This window comes from Phascolarctobacterium succinatutens (assembly GCF_023497905.1).
GTDB classification, from domain to species: domain Bacteria; phylum Bacillota; class Negativicutes; order Acidaminococcales; family Acidaminococcaceae; genus Phascolarctobacterium_A; species Phascolarctobacterium_A succinatutens.
In genome coordinates, this window is the sequence record NZ_CP097284.1 from 2,200,041 (window position 1) to 2,217,846 (window position 17,806).

A 17,806-nucleotide genomic window follows, 5' to 3' on the forward strand; every position below is an offset into this window, starting at 1 on the left:
CTAAGCTTGCCTCGCAACGCGAAACTATCCGCCAAAACGCAAAAGCCCCCGAAGCAGGCAAGCCTGCTTCAGGGGCAATCAAACTGAAATGCCAAAACGAACTGCTTTATTTTTCCAAGCTATCACAATCCAGTAAAAAATCATATATGTTCACGGTAAAAATTCCGTATTCATCATAATAGGCCGGGACAATATCCTTGGTAATGATAATTTTTTTGAAGGTATCATCAATATTTTTCAAGGGGCGTACCTCCTGCGCACGTTTCATTTCATCCGGCAAGGAATATGCAGACTGTATATAGTACCTTACTGAGCCCATATTGCAGACAAAATCAACCTCCAGCTGTTTTCTTACTACATTACCGCTGTCATCTCTCACGGCAATAGGCACTACACCCACATCAACGCTGTACCCACGCATGCAAAGCTCATTGTAGATTATATTTTCCATAGAATGAGTTTGTTCAAACTGCCGGAAGTTAATGCGCGCATTACGCAACCCAAGATCAGAAAAATAATATTTTTTCGGAGTATCAATATAGGCCTTGCCCTTTACATCATAGCGCGAAGCTGCTTCAATTAAAAAAGAATCTTCCAGGCAATCCAGATACTTTTTAATAGTCGTAGAAGTAATTTTGGATTTTTTTACACTTTTAAAGGTATTTTTCAGCTTTTCATAATTAGTTAAAGAGCCAATAGCCGAAGCCAGTATATTAAGTAAATCCTCCATTTCTCCCTTATTACGGATACGGTTGCGCTTATAAATATCACTCAAATAAATTTCGCTCAACAAATTCTGCAAAGCGGCAGCCTTTTCGGCAGTCCCTTCACGCAGCACAACTACAGGAATTCCTCCGTAAAGCATATATTCCGCCAAGCCCATATACTTATCACCGGGATAAACACTCATAAATTCAGCAAAGCTAAGCGGATACATATGCATCTCATCGCCACGTCCGGCAAATTCCGTAATAATATCCTTGGAAAGAAATTTAGCATTGCTGCCGGTAACATATACATCCATATTCGCCTTGCGCAAATACCCGTTAAGCACAGCTTCGAAGCAATCCATTTCCTGTACCTCATCGAGCAGCAGATAATACATACCCTCATCAGCAATCCTGCTGTTAACATAAGCCATAAACTTTTCCGGATTTACGCCACGCTTTTCCTTTCCCATGGCAATAAGACTTTCACCTATCTTTTGCAAATCATCGGCGGAGTCGAAAGCAAAACGGATAATATGCGCATCATCTATACCGCATGATATAAGATGCTGATAAAATATGTTGTTCAGCAGGTAGGATTTACCGCATCTGCGAATACCGGTAATAATTTTAATCAACCCGTTATGCTTGCGTTTTATCAGCTTGTCCAAATAAAAATCTCTGCGGATTTCCATTAGTTCACCTTCTTTAGAAGAGATTTTTGCAACATGTTGCACTTTTCTCTTCTATTATAGCCTTTTTTCTCCCTATATTCAATCTCAATGCCATTTCTACAAGAGATTTTTGCAACATGTTGCATTTTTCTCTTCTAAATTTGCCTTTTTCTTCCTAATATTCACCCTCAACACCATTCCTGCAAGAGATTTTTGCAACATGTTGCATTTTTCTCTTCTAAAATTGCCTTTTTCATCCCAACATTCACCATCAATACTATTTCTACAAGAGATTTTTGCAACATGTTGCACTTTTCTCTTCTAATCTTGCCTCGCAACGTGAAACTATCCGCCAAAACGCAAAAGCCCCCGAAGCAGGACAAGCCTGCTTCGAGGGCATTCATGGTAAATTTTATTTTGCTTTCGGTCCCAAACCGTATTTCTTCAGATAACGGTACAAGGTTACACGGCTGACATCAAGCATTGTTGCCAGCTTGCTGATATTGCCGCCGGCAGATTTCCAGGCTGCAATAAAGGCTTCCTTGTCATACTTCCAGGAGCGCTCCAAGGTTTTGTCACCGGGCAGCTTAATATTTTCTGCTTCGATGATGCTGCCGGGAGTGTGGAAGAAGGCCTGCTCGATAACACCCTGCAGCTGCTTAATGTTACCCGGCCAGCTGCAGGACAGCAGCAGGGAAACAGCCTCGGGAGAAAGGCGTTTTTGCGGCAGGTTGTGCTGTGCGGACATTTCCACCAGAATATGCGAAGCGATAACCTCGATATCCTTCACGCGCTCGCGCAGAGGCGGCACGCGCATGGTTGTATCCAGCACCAGCTCATACAGATTACGGGAGAAAAGTCCCTTGTCTGCCAAACGCTTAAGGTTGGAATCGCAGGCAGCGATTACGCGCACATCAAACATACGCGGCTTGCCGCCCTTTTCCGTTGCGGGCAGACCGTGCGTCAGCGCATCAGCCAGCTTGTCGCCCATTTCCAGCGGCAGCTTTTCTACCTCATCAAGGAACAGAGTACCGCCGATAGCAAGCTCCAGCTTGCCTGCGGACTGCTGTCCGTCCTCATTCGTACCGAAGAATTCGGCCTCCAGCTCTGCCATAGATGCGTTGTGGCATTTTACAGCAATCAACGGAGCGGCAGCGCGGGGGCTGGCCTGATGAATGCCGTGTGCCAAACGCTGCTTGCCGGTACCGGGCTCACCCTGCAGCAGGATGTTGTGGTCGGTGCGGGCAACGCGGCTCGCTTTATGCTGCAGCGCCAAAAATTCGCTGGTTTCGCCGACCATGCTGTACAGGCTGTAACGGCTGCTGTAACCGGTTGCATGGGCGATGGTTGTTTTCAAATCCTCGATGGACATAGACAGCACCAAAGCACTTTCTACCTCGCTGCCAACCTTAATCGGCATAACAGTGGTAATATCCTCAAAGGTTCTGTCCTGAGTAATCCAGGTAATTTCACGACGCTGTGTTGCTACGCCATGCAGCGCTTTTTTGATAGGAATATGCTCGTAGTTCAGGAACACGTCCTCCAGGCGCTCATGTCCGTCCAGACGCTTGCGGCCGTTTTCGTTGCAGTATTTCACACTGCCGTCCTTGCCCAGCCAGTAAACGGTTACCGGCAGCTGTTCCATCATAATGCGGTTAATGCTCCAGGCCTCCAGCATGTTCAGATGCTGCTCGATGGAATATTTCATCGTCATCAGCAGGCTCAAAAGCAAATCATAGGGCAAATCGTTCTGATCCAAGGAAAAGAAGGAAATAATATAGCGGATTTTGCCGTTGACGCAGATAGGCGCACTGCAGGCATCGCCGGAATGGCTGTCCTTAATCCACATTTCCGGACCGAACATCAAAAAGGGCACATTATGCTCGCGCGCAATGCTGATGCTGGAGGTACCAACATCCTCCTCCAGAACGCGCATACCCTGAATATCCTCGATAATGCGTTGGAAGAACGGCATAGCATAGTTTTTGATTACATAGCCGTTTTCATCAATCAGCAGCATGCTCAGGTTGTGGATATTGAAATGCTGCTTGCTTTGCTCATAAAGACCGTCAACGTATTTGACAATGAACTCATGCGTCTTTTGGTGCGCGATAATCTCCTCGCGGCTCAGCTTGTTGATTTTGGGCATGGTTTCGTGCGGCAGATGCATAGCACGGCAACGCTGCCAGCTGTCGGCAACCCACGGATGCACGTTAGGGTCAACAATGCCCTCTTCCATAAACTTTCTGTAATAAGAAGCAAGCTTATCCTTATTTCTTCTCTCGCGAATCATATTTTATACCCTCCCCCGCTGTCCGGCAGTCGGCTGCCGTCAGCAGAACTTTTATTTATAAACCTCGCCGTTCGTAATCAACACCCGGCGTGCTCCATAATAGCGTTGTTTCCAGTAATCGTCCTTCAGCGACGAAAGCATTACACCCTTGGACGAGGATGCGCTCCAAAATTGTCCGTCACCGGCATAAATACCCACATGCGATGCGCCTGCGGCGTAGGTGGTAAAGAATACCAAATCGCCGGGCCGCAGCTGCTTCTGCGTTACAAAAATCCCCTGTAACGCCTGCTCGTCTGCCAAGCGTGGCAGCTTGGCCTTGCAGTCCTTAAATACATGCTGCACATAGCCGGAGCAGTCAAAGCCCTTGGTCGTAGTTCCGCCGAACACATAAGGAACACCCTTGTATTTGGCGGCACGGCTGACGATTTCCCTGCCCTTAACCTTGGGGATGCCCTCCTTAGTAAAGGCCTCCCAGGTCAGCTTCTGATAAGTTGCATCATTCAACTCGCCGTCTGCCTTCAGCTTGTGCTGCTTCTGGAAGCTCTTCAGCGCGCTGCTGGTAGCCTCCGTCATGCGTCCGCTGGGGCGTTCGTCACTGAAGCCCAGCACCTGCAGCTTTTGCTGTGCCACCTTCAGACGCCAGTTGCTTTGCTGCACCTTGGGCTGCTGCTTTTCCTTCGTTTTTTTAGACTTTTTCTTTGCGGTTTTCTTCGCCTTTTTCTCAGGCTTTGCCTGCTTGGGCGCCTTCACCTCGGCAGCAGGCTTGGCTGCGGTATCGGCCTTGACGGCAGCAGGCTCCGGCACCGCCTTCACAGGCTGCGCCTCGCTTACGGCCGGCGGCGTTGCCACCGGTGCCTTATGCGGTTTGTTGCTGACAATAGGCGCTGCAGCCTGTGCCTGCCATGGCAGGCTGCAGGCCAGCATGATTACGGTCAGCATGGAAGCCAGCTTCTTTTTCATCTTCATCAGCCCCGCTCAAATGCAAAATCAAAAATTAATTGTAGTTATATACGTCCCAGCTTTTCAGCTTGCTGAGCTGAGCAATACTGTAATCAATATCGCGCAGCAGCCTTTGCTTGTCATGCGGCAGCGTTGCTGCCAGCTGAACGTAGTTCGATACATGGTTGCTGCGGAAGAGGCAGTGCCTGTCCGCAGGCAAATCTATATTTTCTATTATCAGCTTCAGCTCACGCATCAAGCCCGCCGGTGAAAGAGGATTGAACTTGCCTGCCTCGTACTGGTCCAGCAGCTCGCTGCCGCGGTACAGCATCAGGCAAAGCGCGCTTAAGTGTGTCGGCTTGATAATATTAATCGCCTTGGCAGTTGCCAGTGCGTGGCGTTCGCTGCCCTCTGCGCCTGCCAGGCCCAGAATAATCATCATGGAAAGCTTCATGCCGCTGGCGGTAACTCTGCGTCCCGCTTCTACCGCCTGTTCGCCGTCAACACCCTTGTTGACAGCCTTCAGCGTAGCGTCGTCGCCTGTTTCCATGCCGTAATACAAAAGCTTCAGGCCTGCTTCCTTCAGCTGGCGCAGCTCCTCCTCGCTCTTGCGCAGGATATCCTTGGGCGCAGCATAGCTGGCAACTCGCTGCAGATGCGGAAACTGCTCGCGCAGCACCTGCAGAATCTTCAGCAGCTTGGCCGTGGGCAGCACCAAAGCATCGCCGTCCGCCAAAAAGACGCGGCGCACCTTGTTCTTGCCGTAATGGGCCGCCAGCGCTATCTGACGGGAAATTTCTTCATCCTTTAAAATCTGAAAGGGAACACCTCTGTACATGTTGCAGTAGGTGCATTTATTATGTGCGCAGCCGCGCGTAACGCGCAAAATAAAGCTGCGTGCCTCACTGGGAGGTCTGAATACTGGTGTGTCATAAGAATCAAAAAACATTTCTACTATTCTACCTCATTTTACTTTGATTGATTTGGCGCCAGTTTGAGATCTCAGAGATTTTGTAAAGTATAGTACACTTTAATAATATTATACTAGATTTTTCACCATTTGTAACGTCTAACTGAAAACTTTTTGTTACTTTTTTTACAGAGATTTTGTGAAACATTATCAGAGTGTAAAATAACTGTGATTTCCCGCGCCTGCAGGCAACGGCAAGGGTGCTTTGGCAGGCAAATTTACGCATAAAAAAGCACGCCGGCGGCAAATGCCGGCGCGCTAAAAGGCAGACGCCTATCATACCATATTACTTTTTTCGGTAAGCATAACGCTTTACAGCATCAGCTTATCATTTGCGTTTTCTGCGCAGGAAGAAGAAGGCAGCGCCACCGATGATAATTACGCCGCCGATAATCGTCAGCAGGCCAAAGCCGTCATCGTCATCCTCATTTTCTTCCTCATCCTCGGCAGCAGGCAGCTCTGCAGTGCCCACAGCCACCGGCCATTGGCTCTTCAGCTCGCCGTGGACTGCCGTAACGGTAACCACGCCGTCAGCCTTGCCGATCAGCTTACCATCTTCTATAACGGCAATTTTTTCATCACTCACGCTCCACTCCGGTGTCACACCGTCAGCCTCGCCCACAACGTAGGCCTCCAGCTTCAGCGCCTCGTCTATTCCCAAGTGCGCCGGCAAATTCGGAGCCTCCAGCTTCGGCTCATAGGCGGTAATCTGCGTCATAAAGGCCTTTTCGCCCTTTTCCAGCAACAGCTTGCCGGTAATTGTCGCAGTTCCCGGCTTCACAGCCAAAAGCTGCACATCGCCGTCCACCTTTACTATATCACTGTTAGAAGAACGCAGATCCGTTACATTATAACCTACGCAGCCCGGCAGCGAAGCAACTATGCGTGTACGCTCGCCCACCTTCAGGCTGGCCTCCTCCGGAGCCACCGTCACCAGCGGGCTAAGCTCGGAAGCTGCAGTTGCAGGCAGGTCGGGCGCATCCTCGTCACCTTCAAGCTCGCCGCTTTCGATTGCAGGGCCTTCCAGCTCATCTTCCTCTACGAGCGGTGCTCTTTTGGCCGCCAGCATATTAATCGGGTCACCGTAAATAAGGCTTACCTCATCCTCCTTATCGTTGCGGTACACAGCACTCAAATCGGCAGCTACCAAAAATTTGGCAATAACCTTGCCCTCATCATCCAGCGCCGTCAGCTGGTAGAACCAGCCGTCCACAGGCTCCTCCGCATAGAGCAGCTTATAATCATCAGCATCCTCCGGCAAGCCTGTCTGCTTTTCCGGCAGGCCGGCAAGCAGCGCGGCGGCCGCAGCCTCGGATACATCAAAGCTGTCCTCGTTGAATCTGTATTCACCCTGAACATCAAGCGGCAGCGGTCCGTCCTGATAGGCGGTAATGCTCTTATCCTTCAGCACAAAGCGCAGCTCTACCGTATCATTATTTTGGTAATCTACCTCGGCAATACCGTCGCCGTCCTCATCAATTTCAAAAACACCGGCAGTAACGAAATCCTCCGCACTGTCCTCTTCCTCGCTGCCACGCATAACCTTCAGCTCGTAAAGGTATTTATCGTCGCCCAAGGGCTTGATATTCAGCACGCCGTTATTATACTGGCTGCTTTCGGTCCACACATAGCAGCCTGCCGTATTCTTCCAGTCATTTTTAGAGGCGGCGCCTGCCAGCAGCGTCAGGCTGCACAGCAGCAGGGTAAGCATAACAGTTACGATAATACGCATCATTTTTTCTTTCATTATGCTCCCCTCCTCAAATGCTCAGACGGAATTTGGCAGTTTTGGGATTAACGCCGTCCATCCAATACTTCACGGTATATACGCCCTTAGCACATTTTTTGCCGCTGTTGCCGCTCGCCCAGCCGTTCCAGCTGAAAGCAAAATCCTGATTGGCGTTTTTCGCCTTATATTTCGTGCTGTAGACCAGCTTGTTGTTTTTATTGAAAATCTGGGCATAGCAGGTCTTGCCCGTGGAATTATTCTTTTTGAAATACAGGCGCTGGTAAACATCGCCGTTGCCCTTGCGGATAATCTTGGACGCACGGAACTGCATCTTGCTCTGCGGCTTGTAGCTGATGTTGACTGTCTTTTTAACCGCACCGCCCTTGCCGAAGCTGCTGGTCGTTACCAAGCGATATCTGCCGGGCTTCAGGTTTTTCATATCATAGCTGTATGGTACAAAGCGGAAATATTTATCACCGTCATAGTACCATTTTTTCAGCTCGCGCTGCTTCCAGCGCACAACAACCTTATTATCCTTGTTGAGCAGCACCGCCTTATCCTTCATAGGCCCCTTGCCCTCTACATAGCGCTGCACATTCAGCTTTGTACCGTTTACCTTAATTGTTGTTTTGTACTGCGTCGCCGCCCACGCCAATGCCGTAAAAGCCACGAGCATTGCCAGGCACGCCACGAGCACAACCTTCAGCCGTTTCATTTTTCCGCCTCCTAACCGCCGGATATAAAAAGACCCGGCATATACTTCTTCATTTACAGTATATACCGGGTCAATATTAACTATAAGTAACCTTTAGTTAAGAGTTGGAGAAAAAGCGCTCCAGCTGATGTCTTTTATTTTTGGCCGCCGCATCAATCTGCAGCTTGGCAAAAATTTTGTTGAGATATTGCTTAATCGTCCCCTCCGACAGCGACAATCTTTGCGCAATCTCCCTGTTCGTATGGCGTGCCGCCGCCAGCTGCGCTATCTGCAGCTCCTGCTCCGTCAGCTCCTGCAGGCCTGCTTCGGCAAAGCGTGCGGACATAATCTGCCCCCGGCCCGCCTCCATCTGCTGTCCCAGGTGCAGCGCCGCTGCCGCCGCTGCCGAGTATTCACCCTGAGCCTCCTGCTCCAGATAAGGACGCAGCAGCGCTATGTTCTGTGCCAACGGCAGCACAAGCTTATCCGCCTCAGCCATTGCCAGCGCCTGCTTCAGCGAAGCGCGGCAGCTCGTTACATCGCCTCTGCCGGCAAAGGCCGCCGCCCTTTGCACCTGCAAATACAGCAGGCACAAAAAATTACTGTAGGGACGGCATTCCTGCTCCCAGTCGGACCAGCGCACCAAAAGCTCCGTATACTGCCCTTGTGCCAGCAGGCACTGGGCACTGATATAGTTGCGGCAGGGACGCGCCGGATAAAGCACCGAAGGCTGCTGTCCGTTTCCGTCCGTCAGCCAGCTTGGGATATATTCCGGCTTGCCCAGCAATGCATAGTAAAAGCCGGCGCACATATCGGCACTATTCAGCAGCATGCTCTGCTTCCAAGGCTGCAGTTGCCACTGATGGCGGCTGTACGCCTCTGCCTTACTGCTGTAAACGCCGCGGAAAAGATCGCGCTGCATCTCCAGAAAATCACAGCAGATAGTAATGCACTCCTGCCCATGCTTTTCCGCCTGATAATACGCCTTCTGCAGAGTCATATCCATTTCGTCGATGCGTCCCTGCAGCAAAAGTGCTTCCGCCTCCGTCAGCTCGGCGGCTCCGGCACCGTGCCAGCCGCTCAGCAGATAGTACGGCGGCATACACTCCTGCATATCCTCAACCGTCTGCCGCAGACTGCAGCCCGTGCGCAAATACAGCCCCAGAACACTGGGCGCGCCGAAGGTCCAGATGCCCTGCTTGCTGAGCGTCTGCGGAGCGCCGCTCAGCAGCTTGTAGGCACGCCGATGATGCTCGCTCATACCGGTGATGCTGTTGAAGGCCAAAAAGCTCAGGATAACCTCCAGCTCGCCGTAATAATTATCGCGCTCACGCTGGCTAAGCGCAGTATTGCGCTCCAGCGCTGTCACGTACCATTCCTTAACCTGCAGCATTTCCGGCACCATATTCAGCGAAAACATGCGCCGCATAATTATCAGCACTGCCTGCGGATACTGCCACAAGATTTCCGGCGGACATTCGCACAGCCAGTCGAAAAGATGCTGCCTGTGCTGCGGGTACATCGACCAGTCGCGCAGCTGCTGTACTGCAGCCAGCAGGCCGTCAAAATCACGGCCGCGGTACAGCCAGTCCAACGCTTCCTCGTACTCCTTCTGCTGCGCGTACCATTGTCCCAAACGGCGGAAGTACATTTGCTGCTCCGCCTCAGGCAACAGGCCGAAGGCATGGCGCGTTGCCTGCTTCAGCATATGATGACACCGCAGTCTGCCGTTAGCCAGCCTGATAATAAAGGCGTTGCATTCCAGCAGCCTGCCTACAGACTCTCTGCAGCTTGTGCCATAGGCATAGGCCACCTGCTCCGGTGTAAATTCCTCCGGCTGCCCCATAAGCAGCAGCAAGCGCTGCTGCTCCGACGGCAGCGGCCGCAGCAGTACATTGGCTATCATCTCATAAACGCTGCCTGTATCAAGGCAAAAGCGCTGATACCTGTCGTAGTTCAAAAAGTTAAGATAGGTAACGGAAAACCAGCCCTCGCAGGCCTCATGCAAAGCATCCAGCTGCTGCGCCGTAAGCTGCAGGCCGCATCTGCTGCTGTATTCCGCCAGCTCGTCACGCTGCAGCGCCAGGTCATGCTTATCAAGGCAAAAGACCTTACGTCCCAGCTCCAGCAGACGGCTGCCGTCAAAAATCTGCCCTCTGCTTACCAGCAGCAGATGCAAATCAGCAAAGCCTGCCTTGCTCAGAGCAAAGAGAAAGTCAATTGCCTCGCTGCTCTCCAACAGATGCAAATCATCTATAAACCAATAGACAGGCTCCTGCGGCAGCAGCTGACGGAACAGCTCCAGTACCAGCGTTTTGGCGTTGGCATCGGCAGGCAAAGACTGCTGCAGCAGCGCAGCGCCCAGCTCCGTATTTTGCCAGCTGTGGCATACTCCCTGCCAGAAGGCCTCGGCACCGGCGCCGTAAATACTCTGGCGCAGTACCCTTTTGCCGCAGCGCTCCTGCTCCTGCAAAAAGTACTGCACTGCCAGTGTTTTACCGTAGCCCATGGGAGCAACAACCAGCGTTGTTCCCGCTGTCTGCAGCTCTGCCAAAAGCTCTTTTATTCTCTTGGAATAATATAAATTATTGAGCCTTTTCATAGTGTTTTTACTTAATTACGTTCTGCGGTGCTCCTGCCAGCCATTTTTCGATGTTGGCAAAAACGATATCGGCACGTGCAGCCAGTGCTTCGGCGCTGGCGAAGGCCACGTGCGGTGTCAGCACGGTGTTCTTTGCATGGCACAGAGGATGCTCCGGCGCAATCGGCGGCTCGCTCTCAAACACATCAATGCCTGCGCCCGCCAATCTTCCTTCGTTCAGCGCCTGTGCCAGCGCCTCGCTGTCCACAACAGGACCGCGCGCAGTATTCAGCAGTACGGCCGTCGGCTTCATCTTGGCAATAGCCTCAGCGTTAATCAGTCCGCGGGTTGCGTCCGTCAGCGGCACATGCAGGCTGACAACATCGCTGGCAGCCAAAAGCTCATCCAGACTTACATAGCTTACACCGTCAGCCTGCAGCTCTGCCTTCGGAGTACGGCTGTAGGCCAGCACCCTGCAGCCGAAGGCAGCGGCAAGCTTCGCCACTCTGCTGCCAATCGCACCGGTGCCGACTACGCCGAAGGTCTTGCCAAAAAGCTCAAAGCCTACCAGCCCATCCTTCGTTCCTGCCTGACGGCAGCGTGCATCACAGGGAACAATGTTGCGGATAACGCTGATAGCCAGGCCGAAGGTCAGCTCTGCTACCGCATTGGTGGAATAGCCTGCAGCGTTGCACACTACAATTCCGCGCTCACGGCAGGCAGCCAGCGCAATATGGTCTACACCGGTAAAGGCTACAGACAGCATTTTCAAATTAGGGCAGGCGTTGATAATCTCCGCACTCAGCGGCTGATTAGCCAGCATGATAATATCGGCCTGCTGCACACGTGCCAGCAGCTTCGTCTGGTCGGTGTCCTTCTCAGTATAATATACAAAATCATGACCTGCAGCCTGCAGCGGCGCTGCCAGTGCATTAATCAGCTCCATCTTTACGCCTAACGGCTCCATAACTACTATTTTCATCAAAGCACCTCCGAAAAAGTCTATAAAATTTTTGCTTATCACTTACATATTACTACTGTAGGAATTGATTAGCAAGGAAGAATTTTTCAGGGCCTGCGTCCGCCTTTATAAATATTTGCATCCGCAAATACAAAAAAGCCGTTCTTCTTTCGAAGAACGGCATATTTTCGTTGGTGATCCACCCGAGACTCGAACTCGGGACACCCTGATTAAAAGTCAGGTGCTCTACCAACTGAGCTAGTGAATCATTTGTTACCATAAATTAGCAACATTAATATTATACAGACTAATGCAAGGAAAGTCAAGTACTTTTTTAAAATATTTTTGCTGTTTTTTCAGCAGCCTAAGCTTACAGCAGCTCTTTCAGAACGATAGTCTGCTCGCGGTTAGGACCAACGGAGATAATACCCAGCTCAACACCGGATACCTCGCTGATTTTAGCCAGATATTTTTTAGCGTTTTCCGGCAGCTCGTCATAGTTACGGATGCCGCTGATGTCGGTCATCCAGCCGTCGAACTCTTCGAAAATCGGCTCAACCTTAGCCAAAACGTTCAGGCTTGCAGGAATGCGTTTGAGAACCTCATCGCCAATCTTGTAGCCAACGCACATTTTAATCTTCGGCATATTGTCGAGGATATCCAGACGGGTAATTGCCAGATAATCCAGGCTGTTCAGGCGTGCGCTGTAACGCAGCATGAAAGCATCCAGCCAGCCGCAGCGACGCGGACGACCGGTTACGGTGCCGTATTCATGGCCGGTTTCGCGGATTTGGTTGCCGGGGCCGTCTGTATCCAGCAGCTCGGTGATGAAGGGACCTTCACCAACGCGGGTGGTATAAGCCTTAACTACGCCGACAACATGGTCGATGAAGCGGGGACCTACGCCACTGCCGGTGCAGGCATTACCTGCAGTCGGGTTGGAGCTGGTAACATACGGATAGGTACCATGGTCGATATCGAGGAAGGTAGCCTGTGCGCCTTCAAACAGAACGTTTTTGCCGGCGCTGAACAGCTCATCCATGACAACGCCGGTATCGGCAACGTACGGACGCAGCTCTTCTGCATAAGCCAGATATTCCTTCAGTACGGTATCATAGTCAAACGGTTCTGCACCGTAAATTTTGGTGATAATAGCATTTTTTGCTTCCAGATTAACCTTCAGCTTATCAGCAAAGGTTTCGGGCTCCATCAGATCGCAGATACGAATGCCTACGCGAGCAACCTTATCCATGTAGCAGGGACCGATGCCGCCTTTGGTGGTGCCGATTTTGTGATTGCCCAGTGCTTCCTCCTGCAGCTCATCAAGACGTTGATGATACGGCAGAACAACGTGTGCACGGTCAGAAATAACCAGATTGCTGCAATCAATGCCCTTTTCCTTCATGCCGGCGATTTCAGCCAGCACAACGCCGGGGTTGATTACAACGCCGTTGCCCAGAACGTTAGTCTTATCATTGAACAGTACGCCGGAGGGCAGCAGACGCAGCTTATAATTAATGTTGTTAACTACAACGGTATGGCCTGCATTGGAGCCGCCGCTGTAACGAACTACAGCGTCAGCCTTTTGCGCCAAATAGTCAACAATTTTACCTTTACCCTCATCGCCCCATTGGGCGCCTAAAACTACAACAGATGACATTAGCAGTCACTCCTTATCAAAATTATAAACCAAATCTAGCAAAAATCTCGTCAACGTGGCGCAGCATCGGTTTCGGATCGAAGCAATGCTCAACCTCTTCGTCAGTCAGATATTTTTTGATATCCGGGTCAGCTTCAACGTTGGTCTTGAAGTCAGCGCCTTGCAGCCAACGTGCCATAGCGTTGCGTTGTACCCATTTGTAAGCGTCCTCACGCAGTACACCTTTGGTAACCAGAGCAATCAGCAGGTTTTGGCTGAAAATCAGACCGCCGGTTTTGTTCATGTTGGCAATCATTGCATCAGGATATACTAGCAGCTTGTCGATGATGTTGGAGAATTTACGCAGCATATGGTCCAGAGCAATAGTTGCGTCCGGCAGAATAACGCGTTCTACGGAAGAATGGGAGATATCGCGTTCATGCCACAGGGTTACATCCTCCAGAGCTGCTACTGCATAGCCGCGCAGCAGGCGAGCCATACCGGAAACCTTTTCGCAGGTAATAGGATTACGTTTATGCGGCATAGCGGAAGAACCCTTTTGGCCGGGTGCAAAATATTCTTCAGCTTCACGGATATCGGTACGTTGCAGGTTACGGATTTCGGTTGCCATCTTATCCAGAGAGGAACCGATGATTGCCAGAGTAGTCATGAAATGTGCATGACGGTCACGTTGGATAACCTGGGTTGCCAGGCGTACCGGAGTGAGCTCCAGCTTTTCGCAGACATATTTTTCTACAAACGGATCGATGTTGGAGTAAGTGCCTACAGCACCGGACAGCTTGCCGACTGCCATCATTTCACGCGCTTGTTTCAGACGTTCGATGTCACGCTCGATTTCAGCGGACCACAGCAGGAATTTCATACCGAAGGTCATCGGTTCTGCGTGGATGCCGTGGGTACGGCCGATCATAACGGTATATTTGAATTCAGCGGCACGACGGCGCAGAATTTCATGGAAGTTTACCAGATGACGCATAATCAGGTCTGCGGATTGTACAGTCATGTAGCACAGTGCAGTATCCTTTACGTCGCTGGAGGTCAGGCCTTTGTGAATGTATTTGGACGCATCACCTACATACTCAGCCACATTAGTCAGGAAAGCAATAACATCATGGTTGGTAACTGCTTCAATTTCCTTAATGCGGTCCAGACGGAAGTCAGCCTTCGTCTGAATATCCTTCAGCGCTTCGTCAGGCACAATGCCCAGTTTGTTCATAGCCTCGCAAGCCAGAATTTCTACCTTCAGCATGGTACGGAATTCATTTTCGAGTGTCCAGATATTACCCATTTCAGGATGAGTATAACGATCAATCATTTTTGTATGCCTCCCAAGACAATTTTATTCATGAAAAAACATCTGAAAGCCACAGATATTACCTTCAGATTCTTCACTACACTTTGTTGCATAAATATCATATCATTTTCCGCGTCTTATCGCAAGCTTTATGAACATTTTTTGTTGATTTTAGGTAAAATATTCGGTTTTTCTTCGCAGCTTCCTTGTAAGCTTTTTTACACTTATCAGAAAAAATCTTTTGCCAAGAGAATAAATTTCACGCTTTTAACACCCATCAGGCAATGCTCCATGCAATACTCAAAAAGTCCCGAGATGTTAAAATCCCGGGACTTTTATTATGTCGCTGTATTCTATTCTCAGCTTTCGCGCTTCGTAAAGCCGACAAATTTGGTGAACTGCTTTTGGAAGAACAGATTAACGGTATCTACCGGACCGTTACGATGCTTAGCAATAATCAGCTCGGTGTGCTTGTTTTCCGTTTCCGGATTGTAGTAATCCTCGCGGTACAGGAATGCTACGATATCCGCATCCTGCTCCAGAGAACCGGATTCACGCAGGTCACTGAGCATGGGGCGCTTAACCTGACGCGATTCAACGCTACGGCTCAGCTGTGACAGCGCCAACACCGGCACATCCAGCTCACGCGCCAACGCCTTCAGCGAGCGGGAGATTTCCGAAACCTCCTGCTGGCGGTCGCCGGAATTATTGCGCTTGCCGCTGCCCTGCATCAGCTGCAGGTAATCGACAACAATCAAATCCAGGCCATGCTCTGCCTTCAGGCGGCGTGCACGACTGCGCATATCCATCGCCGTAATGCCTGCTGTATCATCAATATAAATTTTCGCACGGCTCATCGTATCGCAGGCATCCCAAAGGTGCGTCCAGTCCTCGTCACGCATCTCGCCTACGCGCAGGCGCTGGCTGTCGATGCCTGCTTCGGCGCAAAGCATACGGTTAACCAGCTGCTCCTTGCTCATTTCCAGGCTAAAGAAGGCTACACTGCGCGGTTCACCGCCGATAACCTTGTGCGCACGCAGCGCTACGTTCTGCACAATGTTCAGCGCCAGCGCAGTTTTACCCATGGAAGGACGCGCTGCCAGAATAATAAAATCGGAAGGATGCAGACCGCTCGTCAGCTTATCCAAATCCGCAAAGCCTGCCGGCAGACCTGTAAGACCGCCCTTGTTCTGCAGCAGACTTTCGATGCTCTGCACGCTGTCCATCAAAATATCATTAATCGCTGTAAAATCATTCTTTTTCTTACGGTTGGAAATCTCCAGGATACGGCTTTCCGCAGTATCCAGCAGCGTACCGACATCCTCGTTGGCCTCATAGCCCATAGCCGCAATTTCGGTAGAAACGCGCACAAGCTGGCGCAGAACCGACTTTTCAGCAACAATCTCCGCATGGTACTTAACGTTAGCCGCCGTCAGCACCACATTCGCCAGACTGGTGATGTAGGCGATGCCGCCAATGTCCTCCAGCTTATTGTCACGCTTGAGGATTTCTGTCACAGTAACCATATCTACTGCTTCATTCTTATTATAAAGCTCCAGCATCGCACTAAAAATAACACGATGCGCCTCGCGGTAAAAGTCATCTGCTGACAGCACTTCGGTCGCCTTGGCAATAGCTTCTTTATCAATAAGCATCGCACCCAGCACAGCCTGCTCCGCTTCTATATTTTGCGGTGGCACTCTTTCTTCAATCACTCGCTTCTACCTCCTGTCAGTAATCTTTTCATTCATATTATTATACATTATTTGCTACAAAGCTGAAAGCTTTTTATTTGAACAGTATCAATGCTAAAACAAAAACAACCTCCCGCAAGCAATAGCCTGAGTGATATGTACCCAGTTTTCTGGACACCGCTAAAAATTTGAATAATTATATTTACATCATGGATGCTTCTCTGAATTTAGAGGGAGGCATCCATTTTGTTTTAGCTTGAATTCTTTTGTTGTTATAATAATCGATGTACTCAGCTATAGCGTTTGAAAAAGATTCAAACGAAGGGTAATCTTTTTCAAATCCGTAGAACATCTCGTTTTTTAATCTGCCAAAGAAAGTTTCCATAATACAGTTGTCATAGCAGTTACCTTTCCTAGACATTGATTGAATGATTCCGTGCTTTTGCAATTCATTCCTATAAAATGCATGCTGATATTGCCATCCTTGATCTGAGTGCATAATAAGACCTTTTACAGAAGGAAAACCTTTAAATGCCTTTTTCAGCATGTCCTTTATTTGCGCCATATCTGGATGTAGAGAAAGATTGTAAGAGATTATTTCATTGCTGTTCATATCCAAAATCGGAGAAAGATAACATTTGCCCCAAGGCAGATTGAACTGCGATACATCGGTTGTCCACTTTTGCAAAGGTTTTTCGGTATTGAAATCTCGATTGATGATATTATCAGCAACTTTGCCAACATCGCCTTTATAGGAGTGGTATTTTTCCTTGGGACATTTTCCAAACAAGGTAAGCTGATTCATGATTCGTTGGACACGCTTGTGATTTACTCGAAAACCTCGATTCAGAAGCTCCTTATGTACGCGCCTTACACCATATCGCTTTTTGTTCTCGTTGAAGATAACAATAATTTCGGATGATAAGTCGGCATTTCGTTCGCTAACTTTATCTGTCTTGCTAAGCTCGTAATAGTACGTTGAACGCGACAGTCCAATCGCATCCAGCAAATAATTCAGTTTGTAACCTTCTTCACGCAGTTTTTGGACGAGCGCAGCTTTTTCGCCTTGAGTTGCGCTGCGCATCTCTCTTCTCTCAAGGCAATCTCTTTTTTTACAATAGCAATCTCCGCTCTCAAGCGCTCATTTTCTGCTCTGAGCAGAATCATTTCTTCTCGTTCTGATGGAGTAAGTTCTGCCGGCTCTATTTTTTTCTTCATTTCAGGCTCCTTGGGTGGTCGTCCTTTTCGTTGTGCGACCAATCCCTGATACCCTTTAATTTTATAGCATCTAACCCACTGATACAAGAGTCCAGCGTTAATTCCTGCAGAAATAGCTGTTTCCTTATTTGACGCACCAGCTAATACTTTGGCTACAAGTTCATATTTCTCTTCTGCTGACCAAGTTTTTCTCTGATTTTTATGTCTTAATGCTTCTGGACCACATTTATCTTCTATCCGAACCCAAACTCGGATTGTATTGTGGAAATTTTTTTCTGTTATATCTTTAGGCGTTTCAGGCCATTTACCTTGTCGATATAATTCTACACACTGTCTTTTGAACTTATAGCTGTATTTCATTAAAATACCCCCAATACTGGGTGTCCAGTATT

At 49.5% G+C, this 17,806-nt stretch carries 14 protein-coding genes and 1 tRNA gene; all 15 read right to left on the bottom strand.

What is annotated here, in order from left to right; translation table 11 throughout:
• Window positions 1–106: 106 nt before the first annotated feature.
• The 15 genes from M5E81_RS10595 to M5E81_RS10665 all read right to left on the bottom strand — a co-directional run bounded on the left by M5E81_RS10595 (window position 107) and on the right by M5E81_RS10665 (window position 17,774).
• Window positions 107–1,402: an ATP-binding protein gene (locus M5E81_RS10595; protein ID WP_249747479.1), complete on the bottom strand. Its 1,296-nt coding sequence runs from the start codon at window positions 1,400–1,402 to the stop codon at window positions 107–109.
• 96 nt (window positions 1,403–1,498) lie between these two features.
• Window positions 1,499–1,693, bottom strand: coding sequence for a hypothetical protein (locus M5E81_RS10600; RefSeq protein ID WP_249747480.1), 195 nt, complete (start codon window positions 1,691–1,693; stop codon window positions 1,499–1,501).
• 100 nt (window positions 1,694–1,793) lie between these two features.
• The gene (locus tag M5E81_RS10605; RefSeq protein WP_009145952.1) at window positions 1,794–3,674 is read right to left on the bottom strand and encodes a sigma-54-dependent Fis family transcriptional regulator; all 1,881 of its coding nucleotides are present in this window, start codon (window positions 3,672–3,674) and stop codon (window positions 1,794–1,796) included.
• 51 nt (window positions 3,675–3,725) lie between these two features.
• The gene (locus tag M5E81_RS10610) at window positions 3,726–4,640 is read right to left on the bottom strand and encodes an NlpC/P60 family protein (RefSeq protein ID WP_249747481.1); all 915 of its coding nucleotides are present in this window, start codon (window positions 4,638–4,640) and stop codon (window positions 3,726–3,728) included.
• Window positions 4,641–4,668: 28 nt separating this feature from the next.
• The gene (locus M5E81_RS10615; protein WP_040565256.1) at window positions 4,669–5,562 is read right to left on the bottom strand and encodes a radical SAM protein; all 894 of its coding nucleotides are present in this window, start codon (window positions 5,560–5,562) and stop codon (window positions 4,669–4,671) included.
• Window positions 5,563–5,911: 349 nt separating this feature from the next.
• Window positions 5,912–7,330: an Ig-like domain-containing protein gene (locus M5E81_RS10620; RefSeq protein WP_249747482.1), complete on the bottom strand. Its 1,419-nt coding sequence runs from the start codon at window positions 7,328–7,330 to the stop codon at window positions 5,912–5,914.
• Window positions 7,331–7,343: 13 nt separating this feature from the next.
• Window positions 7,344–8,027: a flagellar hook assembly protein FlgD gene (locus tag M5E81_RS10625; RefSeq protein ID WP_249747483.1), complete on the bottom strand. Its 684-nt coding sequence runs from the start codon at window positions 8,025–8,027 to the stop codon at window positions 7,344–7,346.
• Window positions 8,028–8,124: 97 nt separating this feature from the next.
• Window positions 8,125–10,608, bottom strand: coding sequence for a LuxR C-terminal-related transcriptional regulator (locus M5E81_RS10630; protein WP_249747484.1), 2,484 nt, complete (start codon window positions 10,606–10,608; stop codon window positions 8,125–8,127).
• 7 nt (window positions 10,609–10,615) lie between these two features.
• Window positions 10,616–11,569 (bottom strand): 2-hydroxyacid dehydrogenase, encoded by a 954-nt coding sequence (locus M5E81_RS10635; RefSeq protein WP_249747485.1) that lies wholly within the window; start codon window positions 11,567–11,569, stop codon window positions 10,616–10,618.
• A gap of 171 nt (window positions 11,570–11,740) precedes the next feature.
• Window positions 11,741–11,816 (bottom strand) — tRNA-Lys (locus M5E81_RS10640).
• 102 nt (window positions 11,817–11,918) lie between these two features.
• The gene (locus M5E81_RS10645) at window positions 11,919–13,208 is read right to left on the bottom strand and encodes an adenylosuccinate synthase (RefSeq protein WP_009145945.1); all 1,290 of its coding nucleotides are present in this window, start codon (window positions 13,206–13,208) and stop codon (window positions 11,919–11,921) included.
• Window positions 13,209–13,230: 22 nt separating this feature from the next.
• Window positions 13,231–14,523 carry an adenylosuccinate lyase gene (gene purB, locus M5E81_RS10650; RefSeq protein ID WP_009145944.1) on the bottom strand — a complete coding sequence of 431 codons (1,293 nt, stop codon included), beginning with the start codon at window positions 14,521–14,523 and terminating at the stop codon, window positions 13,231–13,233.
• A 338-nt stretch (window positions 14,524–14,861) separates the two neighbouring features.
• A complete protein-coding gene (gene dnaB / locus M5E81_RS10655) occupies window positions 14,862–16,214 on the bottom strand; it encodes a replicative DNA helicase (RefSeq protein ID WP_302291865.1) in 1,353 nt (450 codons plus the stop codon).
• A gap of 184 nt (window positions 16,215–16,398) precedes the next feature.
• The gene (locus tag M5E81_RS10660) at window positions 16,399–17,280 is read right to left on the bottom strand and encodes an IS3 family transposase (RefSeq protein ID WP_249747005.1); all 882 of its coding nucleotides are present in this window, start codon (window positions 17,278–17,280) and stop codon (window positions 16,399–16,401) included.
• Window positions 17,211–17,774 carry a transposase gene (locus M5E81_RS10665; RefSeq protein ID WP_249747006.1) on the bottom strand — a complete coding sequence of 188 codons (564 nt, stop codon included), beginning with the start codon at window positions 17,772–17,774 and terminating at the stop codon, window positions 17,211–17,213. Before M5E81_RS10665 ends, M5E81_RS10660 begins: the two co-directional genes overlap by 70 nt.
• Between the last annotated feature and the right edge of the window lie 32 nt (window positions 17,775–17,806).